This window comes from Chelativorans petroleitrophicus (assembly GCF_025398195.1).
Taxonomy (GTDB): domain Bacteria; phylum Pseudomonadota; class Alphaproteobacteria; order Rhizobiales; family Rhizobiaceae; genus Chelativorans; species Chelativorans petroleitrophicus.
Genome location: NZ_JAODNV010000008.1, coordinates 98,111 through 124,909 on the forward strand (window position 1 = coordinate 98,111; position 26,799 = coordinate 124,909).

Consider the following 26,799-nt stretch of genomic DNA (forward strand, 5'->3'; position numbering starts at 1 on the left):
CTTGGAGCGGGCCCTCTTACTTGCGATTTCCAACACTTAACTTCGCTAAGATGTTGAAATCGCTTTCTCTCCCACCAGGGGAGAGATAGGGCGGGGTTCTTCACCGCCAGTCTCCGGCATTGGAGATTGGCAGATGCTGTGCTGCAGCACCTGTTCTCCCCCTGGAGGGGGAGAAAGCAAATTCCTGGGTTTGGCGAAGCCAAGCCCTTGGAATTTGCAAGAGAGGGGTCGCACCCGCCTGACGGAGTACGAAAAAAATGACCGCGTCCTTCATCAAACATCTCTCCGCCGAGCTCGAAGAGCTCAAGAAAGCCGGCCTCTACAAGTCGGAGCGCGTGATCACCTCCATGCAGTCGGCCGAGATCGAGAGCGGCGGCAGGAAAGTGCTCAATTTCTGCGCCAACAACTATCTGGGCCTCGCCGACAACGAGGAACTGCGTGAAGCGGCCAAGGCCGCGCTCGACCGCTACGGATACGGCATGGCCTCCGTACGCTTCATCTGCGGCACGCAGGAGGAGCACAAGGCGCTGGAGGCAAGGATTTCGTCCTTCCTCGGCATGGAGGACACCATCCTCTATTCGTCCTGCTTCGACGCGAATACCGGCCTGTTCGAAACGCTTCTCGGACCCGAAGATGCGGTCATCTCGGACGCGCTCAACCATGCCTCCATCATCGACGGCATCCGGCTCTGCAAGGCGCGGCGCCTGCGCTACGCCAACAACGACATGGCTGAACTGGAGACGCGGCTGAAGGAGGCGCAGGACGCCCGTTTCCGCCTGATCGCCACGGACGGCGTGTTCTCCATGGACGGCGTGATCGCCAATCTGAAGGGCATCTGCGATCTGGCCGAGAAATACGACGCCATGGTGATGGTGGACGACAGCCATGCAGTGGGCTTCGTGGGCGCGCGTGGCCGCGGCACGCCTGAGGCCTGCGGGGTGGAAGGACGGGTGGACATCATAACCGGCACGCTGGGCAAGGCGCTCGGCGGCGCCTCTGGCGGCTATACGAGCAGCCGCAAGGAAATCGTCGAGTGGCTGCGCCAGCGCTCGCGCCCCTATCTCTTCTCCAACACGCTCGCGCCGGTGATCGCCGCCGCCTCGCTCAAGGTGTTCGACCTCATCGAGAACGGAGACGGGCTGCGCCGCAGGCTCTACGACAACGCTGCCATGTTCCGTGAGAAGATGACCAAGGCGGGCTTCAGGCTCGTAGGCAGCGGCCATCCGATCATTCCCGTCATGGTGGGCGACGCCGCCCTGGCCTCGCAGATGGCCGATCGCCTGCTCGACCACGGCATCTATGTGATCGGCTTCTCCTATCCGGTCGTACCGCAGGGCGAGGCACGCATCCGTACCCAGATGTCCGCCGCGCACGCGCCGGCGGACATCGAGCGCGCGGTGGAGGCTTTTACCGCCGTAGGACGGGAACTAGGGCTGATCGCCTGACGAGGATGATGAAATGTCCAATATGATGAAGGCGCTGGTGAAGGCGAAGCCCGAGGAAGGGCTCTGGATGGAGCGCGTACCCCTGCCGGAGATCGGCCCCAACGACGTGCTCATCAAGGTGAAGAAAACCGCCATTTGCGGCACGGACGTGCATATCTGGAATTGGGACGAATGGGCGCAGAAGACCGTGCCCGTCCCGCTCGTAACCGGCCATGAGTTCGTGGGTGAAGTGGCCGATGTCGGCTCCGCCGTGACCGAATACCGCGTAGGGCAGCGCGTCTCGGGCGAAGGGCACATCGTGTGTGGACACTGCCGCAACTGCCGGGCGGGCCGCGGGCATCTATGCCGCAACACGCTGGGGGTAGGCGTTCAGCGCCCCGGCGCCTTTGCAGAGTATCTTGCCCTGCCGCAGCACAATGTAGTGGCGATTCCGGACGACATTCCCGACGAGATCGCCGCGATCTTCGACCCGCTGGGCAATGCGGTCCACACCGCGCTTTCCTTCGATCTGGTGGGCGAGGACGTGCTGGTGACGGGTGCCGGGCCTATCGGCATCATGGGCGCGCTGGTGGCGCAATGCGTGGGCGCGCGCAAGGTGGTGATCACCGACATCAATCCGGGCCGGCTCGCGCTGGCCAGAAAGCTGGGCGTGCAGAACACCGTTAACGCTCGCGAGGAGAAGCTCGGCGATGTCATGAAGCGGCTCGGCATGACCGAGGGCTTCGACGTGGGGCTTGAAATGTCAGGCTCGGCCTCGGCCTTCCGCGACATGATCGACGCCATGAACAATGGCGGCAAGATCGCCATTCTCGGCATTGCGCCGGCCGCCTTCGAGATCGACTGGAACAAGGTCATCTTCAAGATGCTGCATCTGAAGGGCATCTACGGCCGCGAGATGTTCGAGACCTGGTACAAGATGATTGCGCTGGTGCAAGGGCCGCTGGATGTCTCGAGGTTAATCACGCACCGGATCGGCGCGGACGATTTCCGAGATGGCTTCATGGCGATGAAGAGCGGCGAGGCCGGCAAGGTGGTGATGGACTGGTAGGAGCGGCGGCCTTCAGGCTGCCTGCGCGCACTCCGCTTATTGCTTTACGCAATTTCGGACGGAAAACCGGTATCCACTTTTCCCGGAATTGCGCTTGCCGCCAGAACGATCGCCGCGCGCAGATCGTCGATGCCCCTCCCCTTTTCCGCCGAGGTGGCGAGGATTTCGGGAAAGGCGGCGGGCCGCTTTCCAATCTTCCGCCGCGTCTCTTCGAGCAGTTTCGCCAGCGCGGCCTGCTTGATCTTGTCGGATTTGGTGAGCACGAGCTGATAGGAGACGGCAGCCTTGTCGAGCAGATCCATCACCTCCTCGTCGATCTTCTTCACCCCGTGGCGCGCATCGATCAGGAGATAGACGCGCTTAAGCGTCACCCGGCCACGCAGATAATCGAAGATCAGTCTCGTCCAGGCCTCGACCTGGGCCTTCGGCGCCTTGGCGAAGCCGTAACCCGGCATGTCCACCAGGGCCATGGGCGGCAGGTCGCCTGCCTCGCCGCTATAGCCCTCCGGCACGAAGTAATTCAGCTCCTGCGTCCGGCCGGGAGTGTTCGATGTGCGGGCAAGCCCCTTCTGGCCCACCAGCGCATTGATAAGTGAGGATTTGCCTACATTGGACCGGCCCGCGAAGGCGACCTCCGGCGGCCCTTCCGGCGGCAGGAATTTCATCGCCGGAACGCCGCGGATGAATATCCAAGGGCGAGCGAAGAGCTTGGCCGTATTTTCCACTGCCTCGTTCATGCCCCTTCTTCCTCACGCGCCGCCGCCTCGAGCCGTGCGAGGTCATTGCCGCGAATGGCATCGAGATGGCGCGTGATCTTCTCGGGAGACCAGTTCCACCAGGCGATCTCCAGCAGCCGCTCGATGGTTGCCGGATCGAAGCGCATCTTGACCACCCGAGCCGGATTGCCGGCCACCACCGCATAGGGTGGCACGTCGCGCGTCACCACGGCCTTGCCTCCCACGATCGCGCCGTCACCTATTTTGACGCCCGGCATGATCACCGCGTCGAAGCCGATCCACACGTCATTGCCGATCACCGTGTCGCCGCGGATCTCGCGCCGCCAGCTCTCCTCGTCGAAGCCTCTTTCCCAGCCCTGGCCAAAGATGTTGAAAGGATAGGTGGAAAAGCCGCCGAGTACATGGTTCGCGCCGTTCATGATGAAGCGGGCACCCTCCGCAATGGCACAGAACCGGCCAATGATGAGCTTGTCCCCGATGAACTCGTAGTGATGTAGTACGCACTTTTCGACGAAATTGTCGGGGCCCTCGGGATCGTCGTAATAGGTGTATTCGCCGATCTCGATATTGGGCCTGTCGACAAGCGGCTTCAGGAATCCGACACGCGGATGCAGATAGATCGGATGCTTGATCTCGGGCTTGGGACCGTGCATGGCGACACCTCCGCTCTCAGAAACGTCGCGATTGTCTCCGCTCGATCCGCGAGGGGCAAGCGCTACAAGGAACGCGATCCGACCGAACCGGCGGCCTGCGCCGGCGCAGGGAGCCGATGGCTCCTACTCCGCCGGATCGGCCTTCTTTCTCTTGAACAAGCTTGCGAGGTTATCCCAAAGCTCGATCTTGGCGCCCTGGCGCTTCATGATCACGCCCTGCTGGATGATCGACAGCAGGTTGTTCCACGCCCAGTAGATAACGAGACCCGCCGGGAAGTTCGCCAGCATGAAGGTGAAGATCACCGGCATCCAGTTGAAGATCATGGCCTGGGTCGGGTCCGGCGGCGTCGGGTTCATCCGCATCTGCAGGAACATGGTCAGACCCATGATAAGCGGCCATACTCCGATCATCAGGAAGGCCGGCACGTCGTAGGGCAGCAAGCCGAACAGGTTGAAGATCGAGGTGGGGTCGGGCGCCGAAAGGTCCTGAATCCAGCCGAAGAAGGGCGCATGCCGCATCTCGATCGTCACATAGAGCACCTTGTAGAGCGCGAAGAAGACCGGAATCTGGATGAGAACCGGCCAGCAGCCCGCCAGCGGATTGATCTTCTCCTTCTTGTAGAGCTCCATCATCGCCTGCTGCTGCTTCATCTTGTCGTCCACGTATTTCTCGCGGATTTCGAGCAGGGCCGGCTGCACCTTCTTCATGTTCGCCATGGACTTGTACGACTTGTTGGCGAGCGGGAAGAAGAGGAGCTTGACGATGACCGTGGTGGCGAGGATCGCCAGACCGAAATTGCCGAGCAGCCTGTAGAGCCAGTCCATCAGGTAGAACATCGGCTTGGTAATGAAGTAGAACCAGCCCCAGTCGATCAGAAGATCGAACTGGCGGATGCCGTGTTCCTCCTCATACTTGTCGACGACGCTCACCTCCTTGGCGCCGGCGAAGATCAGCGTCTCAACGGTCGCTTCACTGCCCGGAGCGATCGTCGTCGCATCGTTGAGGAAATCCGCCTGGAACCGCTCCCGTCCGTCGCCGAAATAGGCAAAGCGCGGCTGGAACTCCGTTTCGGCGCGCGGGACCATCGCCACGGCCCAATATTTGTCAGTGATGCCAAGCCAGCCGTCCGTGGACTTGCCGGGCGTGATGGCCCCCTTCTCCTGCAGGTCGGAATAGTCGATCTCCTGCAGGCCCTCCTCGCCGGTCACGCCGATGAGGCCTTCGTGCAGGATGTAGAAGCCCTGCGTTGCCGGCAATCCGAACCGCGTGATGCGGCCGTAGCCTCTTAAGGCGACGGCTTCCCCGCTCGCGTTCGCGATCGTGTCGGTGACGGTGAAGAGATAGTCTTCATCCACCGAGAAGGTGCGCTTGAAGGTGAGGCCCTTCTCGTTCGTGTAGCTGAGCGTTACCGGCGTGTCCGGGGTGAGCATGGAGCCTTCGGCAACCGTCCACTGCGTGTCGTGGGTCGGGACGGAACCTGCCGCCGCATCCCCCACATAGCCGATCTCCACGAAATAGCCGTCCGGCAGGGGTGCCGGGTTCAGAAGCTCGATATTGGGCGAATCCTTATCGACGGTGACGCGATAGTCCTTGAGCAGGAGATCATCCAGCCGTCCGCCGACGAGATTGATCGAGCCGGACACGCGAGGCGTATCGATCTTCACGCGCGCCGCCTGCTCCAGCGCGGTGTCGCGGCTGGCGGCGACCGCAGCGCCCCCGGCACCGGGCACCGTCGCATCCGCCTGCCCGTTGCCTGGAGCCGGTATGTCCGCCCCCTCAACATCCGACGGGTTCGCAGTCTCGCCCGCCTGCTCCGCCGCGATCCGGGCGGCCTCGCGCTCGGCCTCGATGCGCGGATTGACGTAGAAGACCTGCCAGACGGTCAGGATCAGTACTGACAGTATGACCGTGATGATGAGGTTGCGAGTGTTGTCCATCAGTTTCCCTGGCCCGCACCAGCGGGTCTCTTGCCGCGGATACGCCGTGACAACTCGTTTCGGAGCGTTTCGAACGGCGCATCCAGCACTTCGCGCCGCCCCACGATCACATAGTCGGTGCCGGACGCCATTTCATCGGCCGCGCGCGTGCGAACCGCTTCACGCAACCGCCGGCGGATGCGGTTCCGCTCCACCGCATTGCCTGTTTTCTTCGTCACCGTGATACCGAGCCGCGGCGGGCCGTCGTCCCCGCGCTCCAGCACCTCAAGAAGGAACAAGGGCCCGCGGCGTTTCGCACCACGCTGTACGGCGAGGAACTCGGCGCGTTTGGTGAGCCGCTCCGGCGCTCGACCCGGCAACGCCTTGCCCCACGCGACTGAATATTTAGGCCGTAAGCCGCTTGCGACCACGGGCGCGACGTGCCGCAATCACGCGGCGGCCGCCCTTGGTGGCCATACGCGCGCGAAATCCATGCCGGCGCTTGCGAACGAGTTTCGAGGGCTGATAAGTGCGCTTCATTTATTTAATACCGCGGCGTGCGGCCCTTCTTCATTCTGTCTCGACGAACAGGAGCATTTCTTCGGCCGCACAGGACGCAAAATTACGCGCCGGGCGGCCAGCCCGAACGTGCGGGGCTTATAAAAAGCGGGCTCTGGAAAGTCAACGAAGGGGAAGGGGAAAGAGCGAATAGGGAATAGCGAATAGAAAAGGGCTATCTTCGACGCTTACTCCCTATTCGCTATTCGCTCTTCCCTCAATACGCATGTTCCAGAAACACCGGCTCGATCGAGCCGCCCCAGCGCGTGTTGTAGGCGGCCACCATCTCCTGCGCGCTTGTTGTGCCGCGGGCGACGATCTCCTCCAGCGGAGCCAGGAAACCGGTTTCGTCATACCCTTCGCGGTTCCGGCATGCGCGGTTGGCCAGTCCGGTGCGGGCGATCGCCAACACCTTGCGCGCGGTTTCGCGTAGATCGTGGTTGCGGAAGCTGGCGGAAAGCCCCTCGACGGGCACCGTATCGCGCAGCCTCTGCACCTCCTCGAAGGTCCAGTCGCGAGTGAAATCCTCCACCGCCTGGATTGCCTCATCGTCGTAGAGCAACCCGACCCAGAAGGCGGGCAGCGCACAGATGCGCCGCCATGGGCCGCCATCCGCACCGCGCATTTCAATGAAGCGCTTCAGCCGCACGTCCGGGAAGAGGGTGGAGAGATGATTGGCCCAATCGCCCATGGTGGGCATGCCGTTCGGCACCTCGTCACGCAACGCGCCGTGCATGAACTGGCGGAAGGTCACATGGGTGCAGTCGTAATAGCGGCCGTCCCGGATCACGAAATACATGGGCACGTCGAGCGCCCATTCGACATAATCGGCGAATCCAAAGTCCTCGGCAAACACGAAGGGCAGGAGACCGGCGCGCTGATTGTCCGTATCGCGCCAGATCTCCGCGCGCCAAGACTGGAAGCCGTTGACGGTACCCTCGGTAAAGGGCGAATTGGCAAAAAGCGCCGTCGCCAGCGGCTGGAGCCGCTGGCCGATCTGCATCTTGCGGCGCATGTCGGCTTCGGAGGAGAAATCCAGATTCACCTGAATGGTGCAGGTGCGGTACATCATGTCGAGCCCGTGCCGACCGACCTTGGGCATATAGGCCGTCATGATGTCGTAGCGCGACTTGGGCATCCTGGGCGTTTCGGAAAGCCGCCATTTGGGGCTCGCGCCGAGCCCCAGGAAGCGGATGCCGAGCGGCTCCGCGATCTCGCGAAGCTGCGCCAGATGGGCATTGCCCTCGCGGCAGGTCTGATGAAGCGTCTTGAGCGGCGCGCCCGACAGCTCGAACTGGCCGCCCGGCTCCAGCGAGATCGCACCCTGGCCGGTGGGCTCCACAAGGCCGATGATGTGGCCGCCGTCGAGGATCGGGTTCCAGCCGAGTATTCGCTGCATGCCTTCCAGAAGCGCGCGGATGCCGCGATCGCCCTCATAGGGCACGGGGCGGTTTCCATTGACATAGAAAGGAAATTTCTCGTGCTCGGTGCCGATGCGCCAGGCCTCTTTGGGCTTGCACCCCTCCGCCAGAAACGAGATGAGTTCGTCTACCGTTTCGATCGGCCGATTATCGGTCGTGTCCCGCGCCATCTTCGTCTCCAAAAGCTCCGCCTCATTGGAGAAGACGGCAGCCGCAATCAAGCCAAAAGTTCTGAACGCCGCTCAAGCCTCGTCCCGCCAGTCACCGGCCGCCGCCTGGAGGATGGCCATTGCCGCGACCGCCGCCGTGTCGGCGCGCAAAATGCGTGGGCCGAGAGGCACGGGCGTCACGAAGGGAAGCGAGCGCAGCAATTGCCGCTCCGCCTCCGAAAAACCGCCCTCCGGGCCCACGAGAAGCGCCAGCCTTTCGCCGGCAAGACGGCTGACGGCCGGGAGCGGATTGTTGCCCGGCGCATCCTCGTCGCAAAAGACAAGCCTGCGGCCTGCCTCCCATTCCGCCAGCAGGCGTTCGAGTTTCACCGGTTCGCGCACGGATGGAATGGAGAGGATACCGCACTGCTCCGCCGCCTCGATCACATTTGCCTGAAGACGCGGGAGGCCCAGCTTGGGCACCTGCGTGTGTTGGGTGAGCACCGGCTGAAGCACGCCCGCGCCCATCTCCACCGCCTTCTGCACGAGATAATCGAGCCGGCCCTGCTTGAGCGGCGCGAAGCAGTAGAGAAGATCGGGATAAGGCGTCTGGGCGCGCGCCATCTCGGCTACGGACAGCTGCGCGGACTTCTTCGAGAGCGCCGTGATCGCCGCCCGCCATTCGCCGTCGCGTCCGTTGAAGAGGAGCAGTTCCGCGCCCTCCCGCATGCGCAGCACATTCGCCAGATAATGTGCCTGCTCGCGCGTGGCCTCGACCGTGAACCCGGCCCCCAGGTCGCACGTCACATAAAGCCGCTGCATCTTGTAATTCGCCCGCATCGTTTGTTGATGCTTCGGCGCGGGCGCGCGGTCAATAGGCGCTCGGATGCCACACCGGACGGTAGCCGCGGGCAAGACGCGCGACGGTGGACGGCGGCGTGATCAGGGTAAAGACGGCTGTGCTCATATCGGAAATCTTTCGCGGCGGGCCATAGCCGCTGAAATCCCAGGGAAGAAGCCTTCCTCCACGCAGCGCGTAAGCTAGGCCGTTCTGCTCAACCATGGTGCCGTCCGGCAAATCGGCAAGCTGCGCGGGCTCAAGCGGAAGGACGGCACCGCCCGACGCCCGGCGCTCCGCATGCAGCCGTGCGTCCATTTGCGGTGCGGGTGTCCGCGGTCCCTCTCCCCCGGCCAGGCAACTGGCGAAAGCAAGCGCGCTGTCACGCCTGCAATAGAAGCATGGCCGGTGACCGGCGGCGAGCGCGGTCACCTCGTCAAGAAAGAAAAGTTCCGTCCAGCCCGGCCTGCCTCCAGGGGCGTTGCGCCCCATCACCTCGCGGCGCTGTCCCCGGAAGTCGCATTCGCAGATGATCCAGGCCTTCGTGGCCCAGCGCCGCCTGAGCAGCGTCCTGGTATCCGGATCGTGGATCACACCGCGATTGCCGGTGAAGAGGCCACGCGCCGCAACGGCATGAATAGCTCCGAAGGGGTCTACGCGGTTCTGGAGAGGCATGGGAGGCATTTTGCGCCGGCTCGCGCCCCGCGATCAACCCGCCTGCCGGCATGGCTTAAATCCGGGCGCGGCAAAGAAGCAACACTGCCGGATGAAAAGGGGGAGCCCACGATAGCCGGCTTGTATCCTCCGCGCGGAATCACCATCTGTTTGCGCGAAAACTCACCAAGCGCACTCATGGGAACCAGTTGGTAACCCGGGTGCTTTTATCTCTAATTGTCTGTACGAATCAGGATGAGCCCGATGCGTGCTGCTATCCTTTCACTGATGCTGTTCTCCGCTGTTATGATCAGCGGCGCGGGGATCTACACCGCCACCGCCTCCGGTAACCATCAGGCCGCCCACGGCTACGGCGTGGTCGATCTGGCCCGATAGGACGGCCGGGAAGGCGCTACAACGCCGCTTCCAGAAGCCGCTTCGTTCTGCCCTCGAACATCATGGCCGTGAGCCGGCCGGTATGGAAGGCGCCGGTGTCCAGATTCACCCGGTTGGGCAGAATCTCGGGCCTGTCGTGGGGCGTGTGACCGTGCACGATGAGCTTGGGATGAAGCCCGGCATGGTGAAGAAAGCGCTCGCGGATCCAGATCAGGTCCGTATTCTCCTGCTCCTCCAGGGGGACACCCGGCCGGATGCCGGCATGGCAGAAGAAGAGGTCCCCGAAGCAGACGGAAGGTCTAAGGCCGCGCAGGAAGGTCAGGTGTTCCTCCGGAATGGACCGGCGCAGTTCATCCCAGCCTTGCAGCAGAGCTTCCTCCGGATAGAACCGCAGCGCCACGCCATATGAGCGGGCGGTAGCCTCACCGCCGTTATTGGCAAACAGGCTGTCGGCGCGCGGCTGGGACAGGAAGTCCAGCATGCCGAGATCGTGATTGCCCGCTATCGCGATCACGCGGGGGTCGGCTTGGGTCGCGTGCGAAAGCAGGTCGAGGACCCGGCGGGTATCCGGCCCGCGGTCAACGTAATCGCCTAGAAAGATGAGGCGCCAGTCGCCGGGTCTGTCCCGCCCGATCTCCTCCATAATCTGGCGGTGCATTTCCGACAGAAGATCGAAACGCCCGTGAATGTCGCCCACCGCGTAGATGCGCATGCCGGGCGGCGCCGAGGCATCGTCGAAATGGATTCCCGCCTCACCCGCCATCGACCACGATGAGATGCAGCGCACGCGGCCCATGCGCACCGAGCAGCAGCTTCTGTTCGATGTCGCCGGAACGGGAAGGCCCCGTTATCAGGTTCAAAGTGCGCGGCATCTCGCCCTTGCCGAAAGCCTGCCGGATCCCGGAAAGCGCCGTCTCCAGATCGCCGGTGATGTCCTTTGCATCCACCACCACAATATGGTGCTCCGGCAGGAAATTGACGGTGGTGGGATTGTCCGCCCCCGAATGAAGCACAATGGTGCCCGTCTCGGCTACCCCGGCAACAGCATGGCTGACGCCCACCATGTCCTCCGGCTCGGCCGGGCCGTTTTTCACCTCAAGCGAGCGCACCGAGGTCCAAGGCATGGCCTTGAGCCGTCCGTCGGCACCCATGCGCACGCTTGCGGGCAGATTCCTGGCGCGCAGATAGGCGGCAACGGCTTTCGGCACGCTTTCCGCCTTCCTTACCCGCTTGACGGTGGCCGAAACCTTCTCGGCCATGCGGCAGAAAAGCTCCACGCGCTCCTTTTGAGGCAGCTGGCCGCGGGCGGGTATGACGCCGAGCGGAGACGCAGCCAGCCGCCCGGCCACAGCCGAGGCCCGCGCGGCATCGTCCGGCGCCACCTTAAGGGCCGTGCGTATCCTGGCCAGTATCACGCTGCGCCCGCTCATACCCGCGCCTCCTGCTTCCAGACTTCCCGTTCACGCCATTGCTGCATGAATGTGCGGCGCTCGGGCGCGGGGAAATCCCGATGCTTCGTCCAGCCGCGCGCAAGCGGCAGGTGGCGGAAGCGGCCCCGCCGTCCTCCCAACAGCGCGAGCGCCGGAACGGCAAGCGACGTGAGGACACGGTAAAGACGCGGGCGGCGGGCAAAGAACGCCCAGGCGCCCAGGCCGTAACGCTGCACCGCCGGATTGAGGCCGCGGGAGAATTCGCGTTCGCGCCAATGACGCATCATCTTGGGCAGGGGAATCTTCATGGGGCAGACCGCCTCGCAACGCCCGCAGAAGGTGGAGGCGTTGGGCAGATGCCCGGCCTTGTCCACTCCCATCAGAGATGGCGTCAGCACCGCCCCCATGGGTCCCGGATAGACCCAGCCATAGGCGTGGCCGCCCACGGCGTGATAGACCGGGCAGTGGTTCATGCAGGCGCCGCAGCGGATGCAGCGCAGCATGTCCTGGAACTCGGTGCCGAGCATGGCCGAGCGGCCATTGTCGAGAAGCACGACATGATATTCCTCCGGCCCGTCGGGGTCGCCCGGGCGGCGCGGTCCGGTGGACAGCGTGGTGTAGACGCTCATGTCCTGTCCCGTCGCGGAGCGGGCGAGCACGCGCAGGATCTGGCTCATGTCCTCGAGGGTGGGCACGATCTTCTCGATCGAGGCCACGACCACGTGCACCTTGGGCAGAATCTGCGTCAGATCGCCATTCCCCTCATTGGTAACGATGACGGAGCTACCCGTCTCGGCGACCAGGAAATTGGCGCCGGTGATGCCGACATCGGCCTGGAAATATTGCGAGCGCAACACGCGCCGCGCCTCGCCGAGCAGCGATTCGGGCTCCGAGAGATCGCGCGCGGGTGGCAGATGATCATGCACCCGGCGGAAGTCGGCCTCCACCTGATCCTTCGTGAGATGAACCGCGGGCGCGATGATGTGGCTAGGGTGCTCGCCGCGAAGCTGGATGATGTATTCGCCGAGGTCCGTCTCGACCGGCCGAATACCCTCCTTTTCCAGGAACTCGTTGAGGCCGATCTCCTCGGTGATCATGGATTTGCCCTTGGTCACCGTGCGGGCGCCGGCGGCGCGGCATATGTCGAGGATGATCCTGCGGGCATCGGCGGCCGTCTCGGCCCAGTGCACGTGGCCGCCCGCCGCCCTCACCTTCTCCTCGTAGGCTTCCAGATAGATGTCGAGGTGAGCGAGCGTATGGTCCTTGATGGCGCGGGCGGATTCCCGCAGCGCCTCGAATTCCGGCAGGGCATCGACCGCGTGCTGGCGCTTGTCGATGAAGCCGGAGCGCACATGCAGCATGGCCTTCTGAAGCTGCGGATCGGCAAGCGCCTGGCGCGCGTTCTCCTTAAAGGCCGGCGAGGTGATCTGCATTAGTCCTTCCCCCTCCCGATCGCCGGGCCGTCATCCATGCCGGCCAGCACCTCGGCCACGTGCCGCACCTTCACCGCCGAGCCCTGACGCTGAAGCTTGCCGGCCATGTTCATGAGGCAGCCGAGGTCGCCTGCAAGCAGCGTATCGGCGCCCGACGCCGCGATGTTGGCCGTCTTCTCCTCGACGATCTTGTTGGAAATGTCGGGATACTTCACGCAGAAGGTGCCGCCGAAACCGCAGCACACATCCGCATCGTGCATCTCGACAAGCTTCAACCCGGAGACGGAAGCGAGCAGGCGGCGCGGTTGCTCGGCAATGCCGAGCTCCCGTAGGCCGGAGCAAGAGTCGTGATAGGTCACCGTGCCGTCATGCGCCGCCTTGACGGCGCTGACCCCCATCACATCGACCAGGAAGCTCACCAGCTCGTATGTCTTTTCCGCTAGCGCCTTTGCCCGCGCCTCCCACATCCCCTCGCCCGCGAAAAGGCCGGGATAATGCTTTTTCAGCATTCCCGCGCAGGAACCCGAGGGCGCCACGACATAATCATATTCCTCGAAGGCTTCGATCGTGTTCTTCGCGATAGCAATGGTGTCGGCCCGATCGCCCGAATTGTAGGCCGGCTGGCCGCAGCAGGTCTGGGCCATCGGCACGTCAACTTCGCAGCCCGCCTCTTCCAGAAGCTTTACCGAGGCAAAGCCGACGGTCGGCCGGAAAAGGTCCACCAGGCAAGTCACGAACAGGCCGACGCGGGGAGGTTTGGGTGCTCTTGTATCCAAAGGCTTCATCCTGTCTTCATGAACCAGCTTGAGCTGGTCGTTTCGTTCCCGCCAGGCGCCCTCTTGAGCGCGCGCTCTGTGTATTCTTCTCCATACGCTGGCGCAGGCGAAGCCCGGCCACACGCTCCCACTCGCCGGTGCGCTCGGCCTGGGCGCTCGCCTTCTCCACATAGGCGATATGATCCACGGACGCCTTCCGGGCAGCGGCGGGATCGCCGTCGCGGATGGCCCGGAAGATGGCGCTGTGCTGCGCAAGCAAAGCCTCGCGCGCGCCCGGCAGGTCGTAAATGCGCGCACGGTTGTAGAATACGCCGTCCGCCAGCAGGCGATAGCAGGAGCGTAGCGTGTGGAGCAGCACGAAATTGTGCGCGCATTCGCCCACGGCGTGGTGAAACTCCACGTCGATCTCCACCTCCGTTGCGAAATCTGCCGTCGCGTGCGCATGCTCCATGCGCTGGATGATATCGGCAAGAAGCGCTTTGTCGGCCTCCGTCGCGCGGCGCGCCGCCATTTCGGCCGCGACCGCCTCGATTTCCCGTCGGTATTCCAGATAATCGGCCGTTGCCTTGGGGTGGCTTGCAATCAAAGCGCGCATGGGTTCGGTAAAAACCTCGCCCACCACGTCGGCCACATGCGTTCCACCGCCTTGCCGCGACACCAGAAGCCCCCTACCCTCCAGTGCCTTCAGCGCGTCGCGCAGGATGGGGCGTGAAACATTCATCCGGGCGGCGAGCTCCCGTTCGCCGGGCAGCCGGTCGCCGTCGCGCAGCACGCCTTCGAGGATCAGCGCCTCGATCTGGCGAACCACTGCATCGGCGGTGCGGCCCTGCTCGATCCTGGAATAGATGGTGCTCACGAACGGTTTCTTCGGGCTGACTTTGTCCCACAAGCGAACTCTAGCGAGATTGACGCCGATTGGTCAAATGTTTTAACCAGTCGCATCGAGTGTTGGAATGGAGCCGCTCATGTCCGGGCTTCGCATGCCCGAGGCCGATGCGAAGACGCTGAAGCGCCGCGAGGAGATCGTGGCGGACATGCGCATCATCGTGCCGGGCGAAGGCGTGGTGGACAGCGAAAGCGAGATGCGCGCCTTCGAGAGCGACGGGCTTACCGCCTATCGCCAGCTTCCGCTCGTCGTGGTCCTGCCGGAAACGACGGCACAGGTCTCGCGCATTCTCAAATACTGCCATGAGCGCAACATCCGCGTGGTGCCGCGCGGTTCCGGCACATCGCTTTCGGGCGGGGCGCTGCCCCTGCAGGACGCGGTGCTTCTCGTCATGAGCCGCTTCAACCGCATCCTCGACATCGACTTTGCCAACCGGGCGGTGGTCGCGCAGCCGGGCGTGACCAATCTCGGCATCACGCAGGCGGTCGAGCATGAAGGCTTCTACTACGCGCCCGACCCCTCCTCGCAGATCGCCTGCTCCATCGGCGGCAACGTGGCGGAGAACTCGGGCGGCGTGCACTGCCTCAAATATGGGCTGACGGCCAACAACATTCTCGGCATCGAGATGGTGCTGATGAACGGCGACGTGATCCGTCTCGGCGGCAAGCATCTGGACGCCGAAGGCTACGACCTCTTGGGCCTGATGACGGGCTCGGAAGGACTGCTCGGCGTCGTCACCGAGGTTACGGTGCGCATCCTGAAGAAGCCGGAGACGGCGCGCGCTCTCCTGATCGGCTTTCCCTCCAACGAGCAGGCCGGCCAGTGCGTGGCCGACATCATCGGCGCCGGCATCATCCCCGGCGGCATGGAAATGATGGACCGGCCCGCAATCCATGCGGCGGAGGATTTCGTTCATGCGGGCTATCCGCTCGATGTGGAGGCGTTGCTGATCGTCGAGCTCGACGGGCCGCAGGCCGAGGTGGACCACCTGATTGCGCGCGTGGAAGAAATCGCCGCCAGAAATGGCTGCACGACAAGCCGCGTCTCCAGGTCCGACGGGGAGCGGCTTGCCTTCTGGGCCGGGCGCAAGGCCGCCTTCCCCGCCGTCGGCCGCATCTCGCCCGACTATTATTGCATGGACGGCACCATCCCGCGAAAAGAACTGCCGCGCGTGCTTTCGGGCATGCGGGAGCTTTCGGAGAAATACGGGCTGCGCGTGGCCAACGTTTTCCATGCCGGCGACGGCAACCTGCACCCGCTCATCCTCTACGATGCCAACAAACCTGGAGAACTGGAGAAAGCCGAGGCTTTCGGAGCCGATATCCTGCGGCTGTGCGTGAAAGTCGGCGGAGTCTTGACCGGCGAGCACGGCGTGGGTGTGGAGAAACGCGACCTGATGCCGGAGATGTTCACCGAGGAGGACCTCAATCAGCAGATCCGCGTCAAATGCGCCTTCGACCCGAACCACCTTCTCAATCCCGGCAAGATGTTCCCGCAGCTCCACCGCTGCGCCGAGCTCGGCCGCATGCACATTCACCGCGGGCAGATGCCGTTTCCGGAGCTGGAGAGGTTTTGAAATTGAAAGTAAGGTAATAATTCCTTACTTTGTCCCATAAATCCACGGAACGATACTGATGACGACGCTAACTGTGACCGCCAAGGGTCAAGTCACCCTGAAGAAGGAACTGCTGCAACACCTCGGCGTAAAGCCTGGACAGAAGATCGAAGTTGAATCGTTACCGGGCGGCCAGCTGGCAATTCGCGCAGCCAGAAGGAAAGGCAGTTGGAAGGACGTCTACGGCATCCTCGCCGGAAAGACGGACAAAGTGGCCACGATTGAGGAGATGAACGAGGCCATAGAGAAGGGCTGGGCTGGGTTGCTAAATGAAGATCACCGCTGACACCAACCTGCTCGTCAGGGTGATCGTTCGTGACGATGTCATTCAGGCAAAAGCGGCACTCGATGTGCTTGAAAATGCCGAACTGGTCGTAATCTCCCCAATCTGCTTCTGTGAATTCGTCTGGGTGCTCGATCGTGTCTATGGCCTTCCGCGCGACAGTGTTGCCCTGTCGGTGCGTGCCGTCATGGACAGGGCAAATGTCGTGACCGACACCGTCGCGTTGGCTGCTGGTCTGCGCATGCTGGATGCTGGCGGGGATTTTGCCGACGGCGTGATCGCCGCCGCAGGCGCGGATATGGGCGGCGAGACGTTTGTGTCTTTCGACAAAAAGGCAATCGCCCGCCTCGGCGCGGTGGGCATCCCCGCGAAACACGCCAGCGAACTCGTATGACCACCTTCACCCCCACCACCGCCCAGGAAGTGCTCAATATCGTCCGCTGGGCCGCAGCCGAGGAAACCCCGCTCGAAATCCTCGGCCACGGCTCCAAGCGCGGGATCGGCAGGCCGGTGCAGACGGAGCACGTGCTGGACCTCTCGCAGCTTTCTGGCATCACGCTTTACGAGCCGGAGGAGCTGGTGCTTTCGGCGAAAGCCGGAACGCCGATCAGCGAAATCGAAGGGCTGCTTGCCGAGCACAACCAGCAATTCGCCTTCGAGCCGATGGATTACGGGCCGCTTCTCGGCGGCGAGAGCGGGCACGGCACGATTGGCGGCGTGCTTTGTGCCAATCTCTCCGGCCCGCGCCGGATCAAGGCGGGGGCAGCGCGCGATCATGTGCTCGGCGTGTATGCCGTCTCCGGGCGCGGCGAGGCGTTCAAGTCCGGCGGGCGTGTGGTGAAGAACGTCACAGGCTACGATCTTTCCAAGGGACTTGCCGGCTCCTGGGGCACGCTCGCGGTCGTCACGGATGTCACTTTCAAGGTGCTGCCCGCGGCGGAAACGGAAAAGACGCTCGTTCTTTCCGGCCTCGATGACGCCCGGGCCGCCGCGGCGATGAGCGAGGCGATGGGCTCGAGCGCCGAGGTCTCGGGCGCGGCCCATCTGCCCGAGGGCGTGGCCGGCCGCTTTCTCTCCGGCGCCCTTGCCGGCGCTGCGCGCACGGTTCTACGTGTGGAGGGCGTCGCGCCATCGGTGGATTACCGGATAGACCTGCTTACCCGCCTCCTGAAGCAGTTTGGCGGTGCCGAGATCATCGAAAAACGGGAGTCGCAGACCCTGTGGCGCGAAATCCGCGACTGCCATCCCTTTACCGACGGCACGGAGGCCGCCGTCTGGCGCGTCTCCATGGCGCCTACCGAGGGCCACAGGATGGTTGACGCCTTCCGCCGCGCCGCCGGAGCGAACGCCTATTACGACTGGCAGGGTGGGCTCGTCTGGCTACGCATGGAAGCCGATCCGGAAGCCGACATCCTGCGCAAGCTGATTGTCCATTTCGGCGGCGGGCACGCCACGCTGGTGCGGGCAACTCCCGCCGTTCGCGCCGCCCTGCCAGTCTTCCAGCCGCAGCCGCCAGAGCTCGCCGCTCTCTCGGCCCGGCTGAAGGAGCAGTTCGACCCAAGAAACATCCTCAACCCAGGGCGGATGGCGGCCGCATGAGCCAGTGATAGAGTGATCGCACCACGAGATCGGGAGAACCCACAATGAGTGACACAAACACGCAGCCCACTCCACACAAGTCGTCCGGCTGGCTTGAGCCCGGCCCGTCCAACATCCAGCTCATCTACATCCTCTATCTGGTCAGTTTCGTCATCGGCATATCGGCGCTGGTGGGTGTCGTGCTCGCCTACATCAACCGCGGCAAATCGGAGGCGTGGGTGGAGACGCATTACACCTGGGCGATCCGCACTTTCTGGATCGGCATTCTCTATGCCGTGATCTCGGCGCTGCTGACGGTAGTGCTCATCGGGTTCCTGCTTCTGCTGCTCACGGCCATCTGGGTGGTGGTGCGCATGGTCATCGGCCTGCAAGCCGTCAGCCGCGGCGAGCCCATCAGGAATCCGCAAAGCTGGGTGCTCTAGAGGATCATGCAAACCAGTTTCACGCCCGCGCAGCTTGCCGATCCGCGGACGGCTCATTCCGAGTCGATCCTGCGCAAATGCGTGCATTGCGGCTTCTGCACGGCAACCTGCCCGACCTATGTCGAGCTCGGCAACGAGCTCGACAGTCCGCGCGGGCGCATCTACCTGATCAAGGACATGCTGGAGAACGGGCGGGCGGCGGACCGGGAGACGGTGATCCATATCGACCGCTGTCTTTCTTGCCTCTCCTGCATGACCACCTGCCCCTCGGGCGTGAACTACATGCATCTCATCGATCATGCGCGGGCGCATATCGAGAAGACCTACCGCCGCCCCCTCCTCGACCGGGTGACGCGGGCGGCCCTCGCCCGCATTCTCCCCTATCCCGCCCGCTTCCGCGCCGCGCTGAAGCTCGCAAGGCTCGGCCGGCCGCTGAAGCCGCTCCTCAGCGCCATGCCCGGCCTGAAGCCGGTAGCCGCCATGCTGGAGCTCGCACCGCGCGACGTTCCCGCCGCGCAAAAGCCGCAGGCGGCAAGACCGGGCAAGCCGCGCGGGCGCGTGGCACTGCTTTCAGGTTGCGCGCAGTCGGTGCTCGACCCCGGCATCAACGCGGCAACCGCCCGACTTCTTTCCCGGCTCGGCATCGAGATCGTACCGGCGTCCGGCGAGGGCTGCTGCGGCGCGCTGGTGCACCATATGGGCCGCGAGGAAGAAGCGCTCGCCTTCGCGCGGCGAAACATCGACGCCTGGACCCGCGTCATCGAGGACGGCGGGCTCGACGCGATCATCATCACCGCCTCGGGCTGCGGCACGACCGTCAAGGATTACGGCCACATGCTGCGGCTCGATCCGGATTATGCGGAGAAAGCCAGGCGCATCTCGGCCCTGGCGAAGGACATCACCGAATATCTCGCCAGCTTCGACCTGCCGGAACCCGTGATCACGCCTGGGCTCACAATCGCCTATCACTCCGCCTGCTCCATGCAGCACGGGCAGAAGATCACGCGCGAGCCGAAGATGCTGCTCTCCCGCGCGGGCTTCGTGGTGAAGGAGCCGCGCGAGGGGCATCTTTGCTGCGGGTCGGCCGGCAATTACAACATCCTCCAGCCTGACATCGCGCGGCGTCTGCGCGACCGCAAGGTGCGGAACATCGAGGCCACCGGGGCTTCCGTCGTCGCCACCGGCAACATCGGCTGCATCACGCAGATCGCCACGGGGACCCGCCTGCCGATCGTCCATACGGTAGAGCTTCTCGACTGGGCGTATGGCGGACCGAAACCTGCCGGCCTGCCTGAGCCACAGCAGGCCTCCGAACCCGCCGCTGCTGCTGAATAGCCGAAACCGTGGGGACGGCCGCTTCCGCAACCACCGTCAGATCGCTTTGATGCTGCAGTCAGGGCGGATGACGCGCGCTGATGCGAGGCACACCCTTTTCATGCTGCCAGAGGAGGTGGGCGAGAAGCCATCTCCTGCGGCGGCGAGAAGTGCTGCTTGATCAGCGCGCGATAGGCAAGGATCTGCCTTACAAGGCGGTTGGGGTCCCCCATCACCTTGGACATGATGATGCCGCCGTCGATGATGCAGGATATCATTTCGGCGAGCGTGTCGAGATCTAAGGGCTCCCGCGGCGGATAGACGGCCGCGATCGCCTCCAGGTAGCTGCGGAACCGCGCGTTCATGGCTACCACCGCCGTGCGGTTGAGCTCGATCACGCGGCGGTCGAACAGGCGCTCTTGGTAGCAGACGGAGGCGATCATGCAGCCCGGATGACCGCCAGGTAGATCGGCAAACACCTCGGCAAGAAGTTTGAGCCCGACGAGAAAGGACTGCAACGGATCGTCGCACAGGTCGGCAGCCCGGCCGAACACCTCGTCGAGAATGCGCATGTCCTCCGTCACGTAGCGGTTGAGCAGCGCGTAGGCCAATTCGTTCTTGTCGCGGAAATGGTAGAAGAAGCCGCTCTTCGTGATACCCGCCGCCGCGATGATTTCCTCGATCGACGTTGCGCCGAAGCCCTTCTCCAGCACCGAGGCCTGCGCAATATCGAGGATGCGCTCACGCGTCGCCTCCCCCTTACGCATGAGGATGCCTCCGAAAACTGGACCGATGGTAGGGTTTTTATAATACCATAAATGCCATGGCCGAACCATGGGTTCGTTAACCGATTGATCTAAAATCATAATCCGCGCCCGCGAACGTCCTGTACCACAAGAACGCTAGTTCCCGAGTGAAGGTTCTGGCAGAAGGGCCGCCTCTCAAACACACCCCAGATCGAGGCAAGAGAATGAGCAAGTATCGCAAGAACCTGCCGCAGATGGCTGGCGGGCTGTTCCTGAGTGACGGCGGCATGGAAACTTCGCTGATCTTTCTGCAGCAAGTGGATTTGCCACATTTTGCATCTTTCGTTCTGCTTTCGAGCGATGAGGGCCGGCAGCATCTCATCCGATATTACGAAAACTTCCTGCCGATCGCCCGTAAACATCGCGCCGGTTTCCTGCTCGATACGGCTACCTGGCGCGCTAACCTGGACTGGGGGGAGCTGCTGGGCTATGACAGGTCCGCGCTCAAGGCCGCGAACGAGGCGGCGGTAAGCCTCTGCTCCGGGCTACGCAAGCAGTGGGAGACGCCGGAAAGCCCGATCGTCATCAATGGCGTGATCGGTCCACGCGGCGACGGTTACAAGGCCGGGCGCATGGAAGCGGACGAGGCCGAAGACTACCACGCCTACCAGATCAGCGTCTTCGACGGGACGGAAGCCGACATGGTTTCGGCGATCACCATGAACACGGTGAACGAAGCGATCGGCATCGCCCGGGCGGCCAAGGCGCACCAGATGCCCTGCGTCGTGTCCTTTACGGTCGAGACGGACGGCAGGCTGGCGGACGGTACAAGCCTGCGCACGGCAATCGAAGAGACGGATGAAGCCACTGACGGCTCGCCGATCTACTACATGATCAACTGCGCCCATCCCTCGCATTTCGAGCAGGCGCTGAAGCGCGGCGAGCGGTGGATTGAACGCATCTATGGCATACGCGCCAACGCATCGGCCAAAAGCCATGCCGAGCTTGATGAGGCGACGGAGCTGGAAGCCGGCGACCCGGTAGCCCTCGGCGAGGATTACCGGCGGCTGACCGCAAATTTCCCGGCGATACGGATACTGGGCGGCTGCTGCGGTACCGACCACCGCCATATCGAGCAGATCTGCTTCCGCTGCCTGGAAGCCGCGTGAGACGGTGCCGGAGGACGGCTCAATGTCTTATCCGCTGAGCGCCCTCATGCCGAAGGATCAAATCCGGCGGGCGCGGCAGGACGAGGCGGGCGAGATTGCGCGCCTCTTCCTGATCTCATCCGACGGATTGGCCGCCTATATCTGGAGCAAGATGGATATGCCCGGCCTGACACTGGAGGAGGTGGGCGCCGCGCGCTATGCCCGCACGGGCACGGCCTTCTCCTTCGAAAACTGCCATGTGGCGCTGCGCTGGGGCGAGATCGCCGGAATGGTGCATACCTTTCCGATCGAGGGGAGCGCCGACGACAGCGAGAAGAACGATCCAGTGTTGAGGCCCTATGCGGAGCTTGAGGATCCGGGCTCGCTCTATGTCTCGGCTCTCGCCGTTCACGAAGCCTACCGCAATCTGGGCATCGGCAGCCGGCTGATGGAGCATGTCTACGGCATTGCCCGTTCGCTGGGGCTGCAGCGCGTTTCGCTCATCTGCTTCGAGCGCAACGAGGCTGCTCTGAGGTTCTACCGCAGGCAGGGCTTTCAGGAGATGGATCGGCGGCCGATCGTGCCCCACCCGACGCTTCACTACGGCGACGGCGACGCAATTCTGTTGGCCAGAAACTGCTGAGCGCGGACACTTCCAAGCAGAATGAAGAAGGGCGCCGCGAGGGCGCCCTTCAGTCATGTCGCGATGGGAGGACTTAGAAGTCCATGCCGCCCATGCCGCCGCCCGGCATTGCCGGAGCCGTTTCCTTCTTCGGCAGCTCGGCGATCATGGCCTCCGTGGTGATCAGCAGGCCCGCCACGGAAGCGGCATCCTGCAGCGCCGTACGGACCACCTTCATCGGATCCACGATGCCGAGGGCGATCATGTCGCCATATTCGCCCGTCTGGGCATTGTAGCCGAAGTTGGTGTTCGAGTTCTCAAGGATTTTGCCGGCAATGATCGAAGCCTCGGCGCCCGCATTGGCCGCGATCTGACGGCACGGAGCCTGGATGGCGCGGCGCACGATGTTGATGCCCGCATCCTGGTCCGGGTTCTCGCCCTTGGCCTTGATCTGCGTGGAGGCGCGCAGGAGAGCTGTGCCGCCGCCCGGCACGATGCCTTCCTCAACCGCCGCGCGGGTGGCGTTGAGGGCGTCATCCACGCGGTCCTTCCTCTCCTTCACCTCAACCTCGGTGGCACCGCCGACACGGATCACCGCAACGCCGCCGGCAAGCTTGGCCAGCCGCTCCTGCAGCTTCTCGCGGTCGTAGTCGGAGGTGGTCTCCTCGATCTGCTGCTTGATCTGGGCGACGCGGCCCTCGATCTCCTCTTTCTTGCCGGCGCCATCGACGATGGTGGTCGTCTCCTTGGCGATGGAGACGCGCTTGGCGCGGCCCAGCATGTCAAGCGTCACATTCTCGAGCTTGATGCCGAGGTCTTCAGAGATCACCTGGCCGCCGGTGAGGATGGCGATATCCTCCAGCATGGCCTTGCGGCGATCGCCGAAGCCCGGAGCCTTGACGGCAGCGATCTTCAGGCCGCCGCGCAGCTTGTTGACCACAAGGGTCGCCAGCGCCTCGCCCTCGACATCCTCGGCGATGATGAGCAGCGGCTTGCCGGACTGTACCACTGCCTCAAGGACGGGCAGCATAGACTGCAGGTTGGAGAGCTTCTTCTCGTGAAGGAGGATGTAGGCGTCCTCGAGTTCCGCCACCATCTTCTCCGGGTTGGTGACGAAGTAGGGCGAGAGATAGCCGCGATCGAACTGCATGCCCTCGACCACCTCGAGCTCGGTCTCGGCAGTCTTGGCCTCTTCAACCGTGATCACGCCCTCATTGCCGACCTTCTGCATCGCCTCGGCGATCATCTCGCCGATCTCACGCTCGCCATTGGCGGAGATCGTACCAACCTGGGCGACTTCCTCGGAGGTCTTGATCTTCTTGGCGGCCTTGGCGAGGTACTCGACCACCTCGGCAACGGCGAGATCGATGCCGCGCTTCAGGTCCATCGGGTTCATGCCGGCGGCAACCGCTTTGGCGCCTTCCTGCACGATGGCCTGAGCAAGCACAGTGGCCGTCGTGGTGCCGTCACCGGCGATGTCATTGGTCTTCGACGCCACCTCGCGCACCATCTGGGCGCCCATGTTCTCGAACTTGTCCTCAAGCTCGATTTCCTTGGCGACCGTCACGCCGTCCTTGGTGATGCGCGGTGCGCCGAAGCTCTTGTCGAGCACAACGTTACGGCCCTTGGGGCCGAGGGTGACCTTCACCGCGTCGGCCAGGATGTTGACGCCCCTGAGCATACGCTCACGCGCGTCACGGGAGAATTTTACGTCCTTAGCAGCCATGTTCTCTTGTCTCCTGGGCTCGGGCACGAGCCCGGTTGTCTATTGAACGATATGCGGACGGCCAGCCTCAGCCGATCACGCCCATGATGTCGGACTCCTTCATGATCAGGAGGTCCTCACCATTGATCCGCACCTCGGTGCCGGACCACTTGCCGAAGAGGACACGGTCGCCCGCCTTCACGTCGAGAGGCACAACCTTTCCGGTTTCGTCCCGCGCACCCGGGCCGACGGCGAGAACTTCGCCTTCCTGCGGCTTCTCCTTGGCGGTGTCAGGAATGATGATTCCGCCGGCCGTCTTCTCCTCGGATTCGACCCGGCGAACGACCACGCGGTCATGAAGCGGGCGAAAATTCACATTGGCCATCTTCTGAACCCTTGATTCGGATGGTGAAATGGGCTTCTTCTCCGCCCAGACGGGGCGGAGCAATTTTTAGCACTCACCGGTCGAGAGTGCTAACAACCGTCGAAATAAAGGCCGGACCAGCAAGAGTCAACAGCAAGCCGCTCGGGCGGGCCCCAAAGCGGGCTGTTCAAACCGCGCATCAACGCTTCCTTTTCACGCTGCCGGCGCCTTACCTCCGCCCAGCCGGATGAGCCCGGCCTTCGTCGCCAGGAAGCCGCAGCCGGCGTAAAACCTTTCAAGATGCGGTTCAAAATCGACGTGTAGCCAGTGGGCGCCGCGTTCGCTCGCGCACCGTGCCGCTTCGCGGACAAGGACCGTTCCGATGCCCTGCCGCCGAAAATCCGGATGAACGCATGGATCGAGAAGGAATGCATGCCGCCCGCCGTCCCAGGCAATATTGACGAAGCCGATGATCCGCTCGCCACAATAGGCTCCGATGTGGGCGAGACTGCGCTGCAGGACAGGCGAGAAATCCCGTTCTTCAGCATCATCCCATGCCGCTCGCCAAAGCTCGTTCAACGCGGCATTTGAAGGAAATGGATCGATGAGCAGGCGGAAGGGCGGCGCAGGTTTGTTGTTCGATGCCAAGAACGCCTCCTGTCTTATCCGGATTGTTTCCACCCATGCTGCCCGGTTACGTTACGCTACCGCGGCCGTTGGAAGCGCGCCCTTTCAGCCTCGACCTCCGCCCGCACGGCGCAACCTTCGATGTGATCGTTGACCAGCCCCATGGCCTGCATAAAGGCATAGACCGTGGTGGGGCCGACGAAGGTCCAGCCGCGCTTCTTCAGATCCTTTGAGATGCGGATGGAGGCGTCCGTTTTGCCGAGCGTGCGCAGCGTGGCATAGTCGAGCCGTTCGGGCCGTTCTTCCGGCTGCGGCTCATGTCGCCAGAAATAGGCCGCAAGCGAGCCCGCCTCCTCGGCAAGCTCGATCGCCCGGCGGGCATTGTTGATGGTTGAGCGGATCTTGCCTCCATGGCGGACGATGCCCGGATTGCCGAGCAGCCGCTCGATATCCCGTTCGGTGAAGCGGGCCACGCGCTCGAAATCGAAATCATCGAAAGCTTCGCGGAAGTTCTCGCGCTTGCGCAGGATCGTGAGCCAGGAAAGGCCCGACTGGAAGCCTTCCAGGCACAGCTTCTCGAACAGGCGCCGGTCGTCGGCCACCGGGCGGCCCCATTCGCGATCGTGATAAGCCATGTAATCGGGCAGGTTCGCGTGCCAGAAGCAGCGCATCCTGCCGTCGGCGCCCTCGATCAGGCCAGTATTCTGTTCGCTCATGTCTTCCCGCTTGCTGTCGTCTTCAATGTAGGAGGCTGTTAACCAGCTTTCTCCACGCGCCGGTAACCATGCCAAAAGGTTCCGGAAAATATCGCATTTTCTGACTCTTCGATTCACCATTCGGTTGCACGCCCAATGCAGCATTGCACGCCATGAGGCGCCGGAATGCGCGCCTTTTCTGGACGGCGCAACCCGAAAACGGTTTGGCATCGGGCTGCCGCCGGCCGGGACAATTTGAGCGAGGTCGGAATTTGTCCATGAAGATCATTCTGTATGCCGCAAGCATGGCCTGTGTGCTGCTTGCCGCGGGGGCTGCGGGGGCGCAGAGCCGTTATGCCGAACGGCCGCCGGTGCTGGTAAGCCCCGATCTTTCCGCGCCGTGGGTTCTTCAGCTTCGCGGGCTTCCCGCCGGTGTTGAGCCCCAGGCGCGCTACCCGGCGCAGTACCGTCCCCATGCGACGCCGGTCCGGCCGGCGCATCAGCTGCGCCGCCCGGCTGAACGGCCGGTGGAGAGCCGTGAGGCCCGCCAGGAGCTGCGTACGATGGCCGCCGCTCCGCGGATCGCGCCGCCAGCAGAATATGATATCGATCCAAAGTTCCTGCCGCAGATCGTGCCCTATGAAGGCAAGGAGTCGCCAGGCACCATCGTGGTCGATACCCGGGAGCGCTTCCTTTATCTGGTGATGGCGGGCGGCAAGGCGCGCCGCTACGGCGTGGGTGTGGGCAAGCCCGGTTTCGCATGGGCCGGAACGCACAAGGTGACGGCCAAGCGCGAATGGCCGGACTGGCGGCCGCCTGCGGAGATGATCGCGCGCGAGCGCAAGAAAGGCCGCATCCTGCCGGTCCATATGAAGGGTGGGCCGAACAATCCGCTGGGCGCGCGCGCTCTTTATCTCGGATCGACCCTGTACCGCATCCACGGCACCAATGCGCCCTGGACCATCGGCCAGGCGGTCTCGTCCGGGTGCATCCGCATGCGCAACGAAGATGTCATCGACCTTTACGAACGTGTTCCCGTCGGCACCAAGGTCGTGGTAATCTGATTCCACTACGCGGGGGACGAGCCGGTGGAGGGGTTTGCCGGCGTCGTCTGCTGAAAGGCAGCATCTCCATGGGGAGGTGCTGCCTTTCGTTTTTCCGTGCATTTCAGAAGACCCCTCCCCCAACAGCCCTCTGAAGGGAAGCGGCTTGGGCCGGGCACAAAATCTTTTTGCGACTTTAATCGATACAGTGGCGCATGGGCCCGCTGCGGGGGTTTGCAAAAGCCTTGGCCTTGGCGCATATGGCGGCAAAAGCC

At 63.4% G+C, this 26,799-nt stretch carries 30 protein-coding genes; 12 read left to right on the forward strand and 18 right to left on the reverse strand.

What is annotated here, in order from left to right; translation table 11 throughout:
* Nucleotides 1–257: 257 nt before the first annotated feature.
* On the forward strand, nucleotides 258–1,445 hold the full coding sequence (locus tag NYR54_RS07880; protein ID WP_261515069.1) for a glycine C-acetyltransferase: 1,188 nt from the start codon (nucleotides 258–260) through the stop codon (nucleotides 1,443–1,445).
* A gap of 13 nt (nucleotides 1,446–1,458) precedes the next feature.
* Entirely contained in the window at nucleotides 1,459–2,493 is a 1,035-nt protein-coding gene (tdh, locus tag NYR54_RS07885) for an L-threonine 3-dehydrogenase (RefSeq protein WP_261515070.1), read from the forward strand.
* 44 nt (nucleotides 2,494–2,537) lie between these two features.
* Here tdh and yihA read toward each other — a convergent pair whose 3' ends face one another.
* The 8 genes from yihA to NYR54_RS07925 form a co-directional block, all read right to left on the reverse strand.
* A complete protein-coding gene (gene yihA / locus NYR54_RS07890) occupies nucleotides 2,538–3,230 on the reverse strand; it encodes a ribosome biogenesis GTP-binding protein YihA/YsxC (protein ID WP_261515074.1) in 693 nt (230 codons plus the stop codon).
* A complete protein-coding gene (locus tag NYR54_RS07895) occupies nucleotides 3,227–3,883 on the reverse strand; it encodes a CatB-related O-acetyltransferase (RefSeq protein WP_261515075.1) in 657 nt (218 codons plus the stop codon). Before NYR54_RS07895 ends, yihA begins: the two co-directional genes overlap by 4 nt.
* A 123-nt stretch (nucleotides 3,884–4,006) precedes the next feature.
* Nucleotides 4,007–5,821 (reverse strand): membrane protein insertase YidC, encoded by a 1,815-nt coding sequence (yidC, locus tag NYR54_RS07900; protein ID WP_261515076.1) that lies wholly within the window; start codon nucleotides 5,819–5,821, stop codon nucleotides 4,007–4,009.
* The gene (gene rnpA / locus NYR54_RS07905; protein ID WP_261515077.1) at nucleotides 5,821–6,180 is read right to left on the reverse strand and encodes a ribonuclease P protein component; all 360 of its coding nucleotides are present in this window, start codon (nucleotides 6,178–6,180) and stop codon (nucleotides 5,821–5,823) included. The genes yidC and rnpA overlap by 1 nt, the downstream gene beginning before the upstream one ends.
* 25 nt (nucleotides 6,181–6,205) lie before the next feature.
* Nucleotides 6,206–6,340 (reverse strand): 50S ribosomal protein L34, encoded by a 135-nt coding sequence (gene rpmH / locus NYR54_RS07910; RefSeq protein WP_261515078.1) that lies wholly within the window; start codon nucleotides 6,338–6,340, stop codon nucleotides 6,206–6,208.
* Nucleotides 6,341–6,575: 235 nt separating this feature from the next.
* Nucleotides 6,576–7,949, reverse strand: a complete 1,374-nt coding sequence (locus tag NYR54_RS07915) for a glutamate--cysteine ligase (RefSeq protein ID WP_261515079.1) — start codon at nucleotides 7,947–7,949, stop codon at nucleotides 6,576–6,578.
* Between the two features lie 72 nt (nucleotides 7,950–8,021).
* A complete protein-coding gene (locus tag NYR54_RS07920; protein WP_261515080.1) occupies nucleotides 8,022–8,768 on the reverse strand; it encodes a 16S rRNA (uracil(1498)-N(3))-methyltransferase in 747 nt (248 codons plus the stop codon).
* Nucleotides 8,769–8,799: 31 nt separating this feature from the next.
* Nucleotides 8,800–9,441 carry a hypothetical protein gene (locus tag NYR54_RS07925; RefSeq protein ID WP_261515081.1) on the reverse strand — a complete coding sequence of 214 codons (642 nt, stop codon included), beginning with the start codon at nucleotides 9,439–9,441 and terminating at the stop codon, nucleotides 8,800–8,802.
* A 243-nt stretch (nucleotides 9,442–9,684) separates the two neighbouring features.
* On the opposite strand from NYR54_RS07925, the gene NYR54_RS07930 reads away from it, so the two are divergent.
* Nucleotides 9,685–9,816 carry a hypothetical protein gene (locus NYR54_RS07930; protein ID WP_261515082.1) on the forward strand — a complete coding sequence of 44 codons (132 nt, stop codon included), beginning with the start codon at nucleotides 9,685–9,687 and terminating at the stop codon, nucleotides 9,814–9,816.
* Nucleotides 9,817–9,832: 16 nt separating this feature from the next.
* On the opposite strand, the gene NYR54_RS07935 is transcribed toward NYR54_RS07930, so the two are convergent.
* From NYR54_RS07935 to NYR54_RS07955, 5 genes are read right to left on the reverse strand one after another with little or no spacing between them, the layout of a single operon-like run.
* The gene (locus NYR54_RS07935; protein WP_261515214.1) at nucleotides 9,833–10,612 is read right to left on the reverse strand and encodes a metallophosphoesterase family protein; all 780 of its coding nucleotides are present in this window, start codon (nucleotides 10,610–10,612) and stop codon (nucleotides 9,833–9,835) included.
* Entirely contained in the window at nucleotides 10,569–11,246 is a 678-nt protein-coding gene (locus NYR54_RS07940) for a LutC/YkgG family protein (RefSeq protein WP_261515083.1), read from the reverse strand. Before NYR54_RS07940 ends, NYR54_RS07935 begins: the two co-directional genes overlap by 44 nt.
* Nucleotides 11,243–12,679, reverse strand: coding sequence for a LutB/LldF family L-lactate oxidation iron-sulfur protein (locus NYR54_RS07945; RefSeq protein ID WP_261515084.1), 1,437 nt, complete (start codon nucleotides 12,677–12,679; stop codon nucleotides 11,243–11,245). Before NYR54_RS07945 ends, NYR54_RS07940 begins: the two co-directional genes overlap by 4 nt.
* The gene (locus NYR54_RS07950) at nucleotides 12,679–13,464 is read right to left on the reverse strand and encodes a (Fe-S)-binding protein (RefSeq protein WP_423738593.1); all 786 of its coding nucleotides are present in this window, start codon (nucleotides 13,462–13,464) and stop codon (nucleotides 12,679–12,681) included. Before NYR54_RS07950 ends, NYR54_RS07945 begins: the two co-directional genes overlap by 1 nt.
* Nucleotides 13,465–13,471: 7 nt before the next feature.
* Nucleotides 13,472–14,311 (reverse strand): FadR/GntR family transcriptional regulator, encoded by an 840-nt coding sequence (locus NYR54_RS07955; RefSeq protein WP_261515086.1) that lies wholly within the window; start codon nucleotides 14,309–14,311, stop codon nucleotides 13,472–13,474.
* A 109-nt stretch (nucleotides 14,312–14,420) separates the two neighbouring features.
* Here NYR54_RS07955 and NYR54_RS07960 point away from each other — a divergent pair, with 109 nt between their 5' ends.
* Genes NYR54_RS07960 through glcF form a run of 6 tightly spaced genes read left to right on the forward strand, consistent with a single transcriptional unit; the run spans nucleotide 14,421 to nucleotide 19,595 of the window.
* A complete protein-coding gene (locus NYR54_RS07960; protein WP_261515087.1) occupies nucleotides 14,421–15,917 on the forward strand; it encodes an FAD-linked oxidase C-terminal domain-containing protein in 1,497 nt (498 codons plus the stop codon).
* A 58-nt stretch (nucleotides 15,918–15,975) separates the two neighbouring features.
* A complete protein-coding gene (locus NYR54_RS07965) occupies nucleotides 15,976–16,242 on the forward strand; it encodes an AbrB/MazE/SpoVT family DNA-binding domain-containing protein (protein WP_261515088.1) in 267 nt (88 codons plus the stop codon).
* Nucleotides 16,226–16,633 carry a type II toxin-antitoxin system VapC family toxin gene (locus tag NYR54_RS07970; RefSeq protein WP_261515089.1) on the forward strand — a complete coding sequence of 136 codons (408 nt, stop codon included), beginning with the start codon at nucleotides 16,226–16,228 and terminating at the stop codon, nucleotides 16,631–16,633. Before NYR54_RS07965 ends, NYR54_RS07970 begins: the two co-directional genes overlap by 17 nt.
* Entirely contained in the window at nucleotides 16,630–17,838 is a 1,209-nt protein-coding gene (gene glcE / locus NYR54_RS07975) for a glycolate oxidase subunit GlcE (protein WP_261515090.1), read from the forward strand. The genes NYR54_RS07970 and glcE overlap by 4 nt, the downstream gene beginning before the upstream one ends.
* 44 nt (nucleotides 17,839–17,882) lie before the next feature.
* Nucleotides 17,883–18,260 carry a DUF4870 family protein gene (locus NYR54_RS07980; RefSeq protein WP_261515091.1) on the forward strand — a complete coding sequence of 126 codons (378 nt, stop codon included), beginning with the start codon at nucleotides 17,883–17,885 and terminating at the stop codon, nucleotides 18,258–18,260.
* A 6-nt stretch (nucleotides 18,261–18,266) separates the two neighbouring features.
* Nucleotides 18,267–19,595 (forward strand): glycolate oxidase subunit GlcF, encoded by a 1,329-nt coding sequence (glcF, locus tag NYR54_RS07985; RefSeq protein ID WP_261515092.1) that lies wholly within the window; start codon nucleotides 18,267–18,269, stop codon nucleotides 19,593–19,595.
* A gap of 98 nt (nucleotides 19,596–19,693) precedes the next feature.
* On the opposite strand, the gene NYR54_RS07990 is transcribed toward glcF, so the two are convergent.
* Nucleotides 19,694–20,341 carry a TetR/AcrR family transcriptional regulator gene (locus tag NYR54_RS07990; protein ID WP_261515093.1) on the reverse strand — a complete coding sequence of 216 codons (648 nt, stop codon included), beginning with the start codon at nucleotides 20,339–20,341 and terminating at the stop codon, nucleotides 19,694–19,696.
* Nucleotides 20,342–20,544: 203 nt separating this feature from the next.
* On the opposite strand from NYR54_RS07990, the gene NYR54_RS07995 reads away from it, so the two are divergent.
* Nucleotides 20,545–21,489 carry a homocysteine S-methyltransferase family protein gene (locus NYR54_RS07995; protein WP_261515094.1) on the forward strand — a complete coding sequence of 315 codons (945 nt, stop codon included), beginning with the start codon at nucleotides 20,545–20,547 and terminating at the stop codon, nucleotides 21,487–21,489.
* Between the two features lie 22 nt (nucleotides 21,490–21,511).
* The gene (locus NYR54_RS08000; protein WP_261515095.1) at nucleotides 21,512–22,111 is read left to right on the forward strand and encodes a GNAT family N-acetyltransferase; all 600 of its coding nucleotides are present in this window, start codon (nucleotides 21,512–21,514) and stop codon (nucleotides 22,109–22,111) included.
* Between the two features lie 73 nt (nucleotides 22,112–22,184).
* On the opposite strand, the gene groL is transcribed toward NYR54_RS08000, so the two are convergent.
* The 4 genes from groL to NYR54_RS08020 form a co-directional block, all read right to left on the reverse strand.
* Nucleotides 22,185–23,816 (reverse strand): chaperonin GroEL, encoded by a 1,632-nt coding sequence (gene groL, locus NYR54_RS08005; protein WP_261515096.1) that lies wholly within the window; start codon nucleotides 23,814–23,816, stop codon nucleotides 22,185–22,187.
* Nucleotides 23,817–23,883: 67 nt separating this feature from the next.
* Complete coding sequence (gene groES / locus NYR54_RS08010; protein ID WP_261515097.1) at nucleotides 23,884–24,180, reverse strand: co-chaperone GroES; 297 nt, start codon at nucleotides 24,178–24,180, stop codon at nucleotides 23,884–23,886.
* A 192-nt stretch (nucleotides 24,181–24,372) separates the two neighbouring features.
* Nucleotides 24,373–24,807: a GNAT family N-acetyltransferase gene (locus tag NYR54_RS08015; protein ID WP_261515098.1), complete on the reverse strand. Its 435-nt coding sequence runs from the start codon at nucleotides 24,805–24,807 to the stop codon at nucleotides 24,373–24,375.
* A 56-nt stretch (nucleotides 24,808–24,863) separates the two neighbouring features.
* Nucleotides 24,864–25,502: a DNA-3-methyladenine glycosylase I gene (locus NYR54_RS08020; RefSeq protein ID WP_261515099.1), complete on the reverse strand. Its 639-nt coding sequence runs from the start codon at nucleotides 25,500–25,502 to the stop codon at nucleotides 24,864–24,866.
* Nucleotides 25,503–25,759: 257 nt separating this feature from the next.
* Here NYR54_RS08020 and NYR54_RS08025 point away from each other — a divergent pair, with 257 nt between their 5' ends.
* Entirely contained in the window at nucleotides 25,760–26,545 is a 786-nt protein-coding gene (locus tag NYR54_RS08025; RefSeq protein WP_261515100.1) for a L,D-transpeptidase, read from the forward strand.
* Nucleotides 26,546–26,799: the final 254 nt, after the last annotated feature.